Origin of the sequence: Planctobacterium marinum, assembly GCF_020687805.1 — a bacterium.
In the GTDB taxonomy this organism is placed as follows: Bacteria; Pseudomonadota; Gammaproteobacteria; order Enterobacterales; family Alteromonadaceae; genus Planctobacterium; species Planctobacterium marinum.
In genome coordinates, this window is the sequence record NZ_JAJEWQ010000015.1 from 1 (window position 1) to 5,793 (window position 5,793).

The window sequence follows — 5,793 nt, forward strand, 5'->3', positions numbered from 1 at the left end:
GGTCCGGAGTCAGAAAGATAAACGCTGATGATCAGCGGGTGTGTATCGGTGGCCCGATAGACAATACCCGTTTTGCGGTGGTGTCAGCTCAGGGACAGTTATCCCCGATAGGTGTGCCGGGCGAGTTATGGATCAGCGGCGAAGGCGTCAGCCAGGGTTATCATCAGCGGGATGAGTTGACGGCGAGTCAGTTTATTACGCCCGGTGGCGAGTTTGGTGAAGGCTGTCGCTGGTATCGCACGGGTGATCGTGTGCGTTGGTTAGGTGATGGTAGTCTTGAGTATTTGTCACGGCTTGACCATCAAATCAAACTGCGCGGCTTCAGGATAGAGCTTGGCGAGATAGAGCAAGCATTACAACAATTGGCGTCGGTAAAAGACGCGGTAGTAACCTTGTATCGTCGAGATGAAGAAACGGCAGAGCTGGCAGGCTATATCGTGACAACGGATGAGTCGTTGTCAGTGACAGAAGATGTTGCAGTGCGAGGTGAGTACGTAAGTGCATTGCAGCGCAGTTTGCGGGAAGTGCTCCCGGAGTACATGGTGCCGGAGACCTTTGTGTTGCTGGCAAAGTTACCATTGACCGCGAATGGAAAGGTAGACAGAAAGGCGCTGCCTGCGCCGGAAACACGCACATCAGAGCAGCGTTATGTTGCTCCCCGGACTGAGACTGAGGTCGCGTTATGCGGGATCTGGGAAGAGGTTCTGGGTGTTGAGCAGGTGGGCGTTGAAGATAACTTCTTCCAGTTGGGCGGACACTCGTTATTGGCCGTTCGCTTATCAGCTGCCATTGAGCAGGGCTTTGAACAAGCTTTGCCATTAAAGGTCATCCTCAGATCTCCAACTGTTGCGGAACTAGCAGTGTATCTGAATAGTGATGCCAGTGTGGAAGATAAACAACGCTTCCGTTTTGAACAGGTCACACCGGCACCTGAGTCACTCGATAGCCCCTTCCCATTAACCGACGTTCAGCAGGCTTACTGGCTGGGTCGTGAAGGCGATTTCGAGTTGGGTAACATCTCCACTCATGGCTATGTCGAGCTTCCATTTACTGATGTCTCGCCGACACGTATCGAACAAACATTGAATCAATTGATTCAGCGTCACGGCATGCTGCGCATGATAGTCAACGATGACGGGAACCAGCAGATCCTGGCAAAGGTCCCGGACTATGCTCTGAAGGTGAATGATTATCGCTCCTTGAGCACTGATGAGCGGGTTTCGGGGGTTGCGGCATTACGCCAGGAGCTGTCCCATCAGGTGCTGTCCACCGACACCTGGCCACTGTTCGATTTTCGTTTTACCCGTTTGTCTGACAACCAGGGCATACTGCACGTCAGCATGGATATTATGCTTGTTGATGCTTCCAGCATGCTGATCCTGGCACGGGAGTTTCATGGCTTACTGAGTGAACCCGAGTTACCATTAACGCCATTATCCCTCACGTTCAGGGATTATGTGCTGGCAGAAGAGCGCCTTAAAGAGTCGTCGTTGTATGAAGCGTCCGCTCAATACTGGCAGTCGCGGATTGAAGACTTCCCCAACCCGCCAGCCTTGCCTCTGGCCAGGGATCCTTCCCAGATAGAGACACCGCATTTTGAGCGCCGCTCCCACTGGCTCCCTCAAGCACAGTGGCAACAGGTTAAACAGATAGCTCAACAGCATCAGATCACGCCAACGGTATTGTTTCTGACAGCCGTGGGAGAGGTACTTAATCGTTGGTCAGAACAATCGCACTTTGTGCTCAACCTGACGCTGTTTAACCGTATTCCGTTCCACCAGGAAGTGAACGACATTCTGGGCGATTTTACTTCCCTGACCCTGTTAGAAATGGACTATCGGGATCATTGTCAGAGCTTTATTGCACGGCTTAAAAGCGTGCAGTCACAGCTGTGGGAAGATTTAGAGTACCGTTATTTCAGTGGTGTTGCCATGCAACGGAATTTAACGAGCTCACGTGGTCATATCGTCAATTTCCCTGTGGTGGTGACCAGTACATTGGGTCTGGAAACCCCATCCGACGATAATAGCGCTGCGCCCAAACCGCAGGACAGGGATGAGCTGATGGAGGGCTTCAGTATCTCGCAGACCTCTCAGGTGTGGCTGGATATGCAGCTATCGGATGTGAATGGTGGTCTGTTATGTGTTTGGGACAGTGTTGAAGGTCTGTTCCCGCAAGGGATGCTTGACGCGATGTTTGCGGCACTGTGGGAATTGTTTGGTGCGCTGGCCGAGAGTGAGCAACAGTGGCAACAGGCGTGCCCGGTGGCGGCTCCGGCATCGGTTACCGGATTGGTGAGCCGTGCCAATGATACTGCGCAGCCTTATACACCGGGACTGATCCATGCCCCGGTATGGGAGCAGGTACTCAATCAGGGCGACAAGATTGCGGTATATAGCGAAGAGCTTAGCCTGAGCTATCGCGAGCTGGGACTACGCGCACAATCATTAGCTGATGAGTTGATGGTATCGGGTGTTGGTGCGAATGAACTGGTGGCCGTGGTGATGGATAAAAGCTGGGCACAAGTGGTGGCGGTACTGGGTATATTACGAGCCGGGGCCGCTTATCTTCCCATTGATGCCAGTCTGCCCACGGGGCGGATCCACACATTACTGGCGTCAGGTGAGGTGCAGCAGGTAGTGACCCAGGCTGCGCACCTTGAGGGGCTACCGGATACGGTTCAGGCTCATGTGCTCAGTACCGGTGATACGCCAACGGAGGGGGTATCCCTGAACGCGTCAGACCCTTCACGACCAGATGCATTGGCTTATGTGATTTTCACCTCCGGCTCAACGGGAACACCGAAAGGGGTGAGCATGACACACGAAGCGGTGCTCAATACCCTGGAAGGTATTAATACACAGTATCAGGTGACGGCAGCGGATACCGTCTTTGGCCTGTCTAACCTGAATTTTGACCTGTCGGTTTACGACATCTTCGGTGTATTAGGTGCTGGCGGGTCTATAGTCCTGCCTAAGTCAGACGAATATCGGGACCCCGGAGCGTGGCTGAATTACCTGACAGCCGAGAGTGCTTATCCGGATGTTACGGTATGGAATACGGTTCCGGCATTGATGCAGCTGCTGGTCGAGCAGTGTGAATACCAGTCGGTGCAATTGCCGCTGCAAACGGTGATGATGAGCGGAGACTGGTTACCGACAGATTTGCCCGCGCGTATTCATCACATTGCCCCGCAGGCGAAGCAATACAGTTTAGGAGGGGCTACGGAAGCGGCGATATGGTCAATTCACTATCCCATTACCGGATATGATTGTGAAGGGCCAAGTATCCCCTACGGTAAGGCCTTACCGAACCAGCAGATGTACGTTTTAAGTGCGGATATGGCGCTTTCTCCGGTGTGGGTGACAGGCGATATTTATATCGGTGGTCTGGGGCTTGCGCAGGGTTACTGGCGTGACGATGCTAAGACGCAGGCCAGTTTTGTGAGACATCCTCAAACAGGCGAACGCTTGTACAGGACAGGCGACAGAGGCCGTTTGTTACCGGACGGTAATATTGAATTCCAGGGCCGTAAAGACCATCAGGTTAAAATCCGTGGTTACCGAATTGAATTGGGCGAAATTGAAAGTCACCTGAAGCGCAATGGCCTGATAAAAGAGGCGTTAGTGTCCACCAGTCAGCACGACGGTCAGCCACACCTGGTGGCGTATGTTGTGGGTCAAAGTGTTGAGCAGGGGCTGGATAGTGCCAGCCTTGGTCTGGAAGAAAAGCTGGCGTTTAAACAGGCGAATAAAGGCGTATTGCGGTTATCTGGTGAGTCGCTAGCGTTGCCGCCGCTGTCCGATAGTGGTGTGTCCTGTTACCTGTCCGGTGGCGATAATGGCTATCGCAGTGGTGCTATCTCAGCTCAGATGCTGGGACTGTGTCTGTCGCGTTTTTATCGTAAAACTTACGCTGATGTGGACTTCCCCAAAGCGTTTTATCCGTCGGCGGGCAGTCTTTATCCGATACAGGTGTATGTGAAGCTGACGCAATGTCAGGGAGCGGGTCTGGCACCGGGTTATTACTACTACGAGCCACTGCAACATACGTTGATACGGGTGCGGGGACTGGAAGACGTCGCTTCCGATGATGCACCGCTGAGTCTTTACCTGGTCGCCGATGAACGCGCCATCAAGCCGTTGTATGGCGACCTTTCTGTCAGCTTGTATCAAAGCGAAGCAGGGTACATGGGGCAGTTATTGCAACAGGATGCTGACAGTGGCTTGTGTTTTGAGGCGGTGACAGGGGATGACGTCGACCTGCATGCTGTGCTTGGGCTGACACCCGGTCAACATCTGCTGAAGTGCTATCAAGGAGGCCTTGCTGCCCAAAAGCGCACAGGTAGTGTACTGACGCTGACCCATAAGAACCGCAAGAGTTATCGCCAGTTTGCGCCTGATGTCCCGGGTACTGACAGGTTGTTTACCTGTTTGCCCAATCTGGTGGATGACATGGCAAAGCAAACGCCGGCCTGTGAATACTATGTGTATCTGCGCAAGACTGTCGGGGAGTATGGCAAGGGGATATACCAATATCACCTGGCGTCGCGCAGCCTGAGCCTGATACAAGCCGGAGCGGACGAGGTGTTTGCCACGGGGCGCAATATTCCCATAGAGCTACAGGGCAGTTTCATGCTGCTGATGGTTGCCCGGGAAAGTCAACGTGCAGAGGCTTTGTACGAAACGGGTTATGTGGGACAGGCGATAATGCATCGCGGTGTGAATGAGCGAATTGGTTTCTGCGCACTGGGCTCGGTAGATGCCGATGTGGCGACTCGGGTACTGTGCCTTGATGACGACCAACAAGTGATCCATACCATGGTGGGCGGGGCCGTCAATGACGCGTTGATGGCAGAAGGTGTGGTGACTGAAGAGCCACAACTGAATATACAGCAGGAGTTGAGTCGCTATCTGGCAGAGAGTCTGCCGGACTACATGGTGCCACAACATTACATGCCATTAGCTGAACTGCCGCTGACATCCAACGGCAAGGTTGACAAGAAAGCGTTGCCGAGTCCGGACCTGGAATCACTGGAGCGGCGTTATGTTGCCCCCCGGACTGAGACTGAGGCTGCGTTATGCGGGATTTGGCAAGAGGTTCTGGGTATTGAGCAGGTGGGAGTTGAAGACAACTTCTTCCAGTTGGGCGGACACTCGTTATTGCTTGTGAAAATGTTAAGCAAAATTGAGAAGAAATTTAAATTGAAATTATCCATCGGATATATCTACGAATTAAATGCTCTTAGTGAGCTGGCTACACATATCGACGCTTTGTCGAGTAAACCAGACACAGAAGAATTAGAAGAAATGGAGCGATTTGAAATATGACAATTGGTCAGTTGATAGACTCTTTACATGTCAAAGGGGTGAGTCTGAGTTTGGTGGAAGGCAAGCTACAAGTCGCAGCTGCTAAGGGGAAAATGACTCAGGAAATTTTGCAATTAATCCGTGAAAACAAAGCGTCGATATTGGACTTTTTGTATTCATCCAATTCAGTGATGGACATACCAATTGTAAAAAGAGACCAACCTCTACCTTTATCCTATGCCCAAAAGCGCTTGTGGGTGCTTGATCAGATAGAGCCGGGCCAGAGTCAGTACAACATTCCGGCAAGCCTGGTGCTGGAAGGTAAACTGGATGTCGATGCCCTGGAAGGTGCGCTGAACGATATTGTCGACCGTCACGAGAGTTTGCGAACCACTTTCATGAGTGATGATGGTGGCGAGCCGTATCAGGTTATCCACGAAGCGAAAACCTTACAGGTGCAACAGGCCGATTTCAGTCACCTGAG

General features: G+C 52.3%; 2 protein-coding genes. Both read left to right on the forward strand.

What is annotated here, in order from left to right; genetic code table 11:
- The coding region (locus LJ740_RS22940) for a non-ribosomal peptide synthetase (RefSeq protein ID WP_229531476.1) at positions 1-5,330 on the forward strand (5,330 nt) is incomplete at its 5' end.
- Positions 5,327-5,793, forward strand: a 467-nt coding sequence (locus tag LJ740_RS22945; RefSeq protein ID WP_229531477.1) for a condensation domain-containing protein, incomplete at its 3' end; no start/stop codon positions are given. The genes LJ740_RS22940 and LJ740_RS22945, both read left to right, overlap by 4 nt.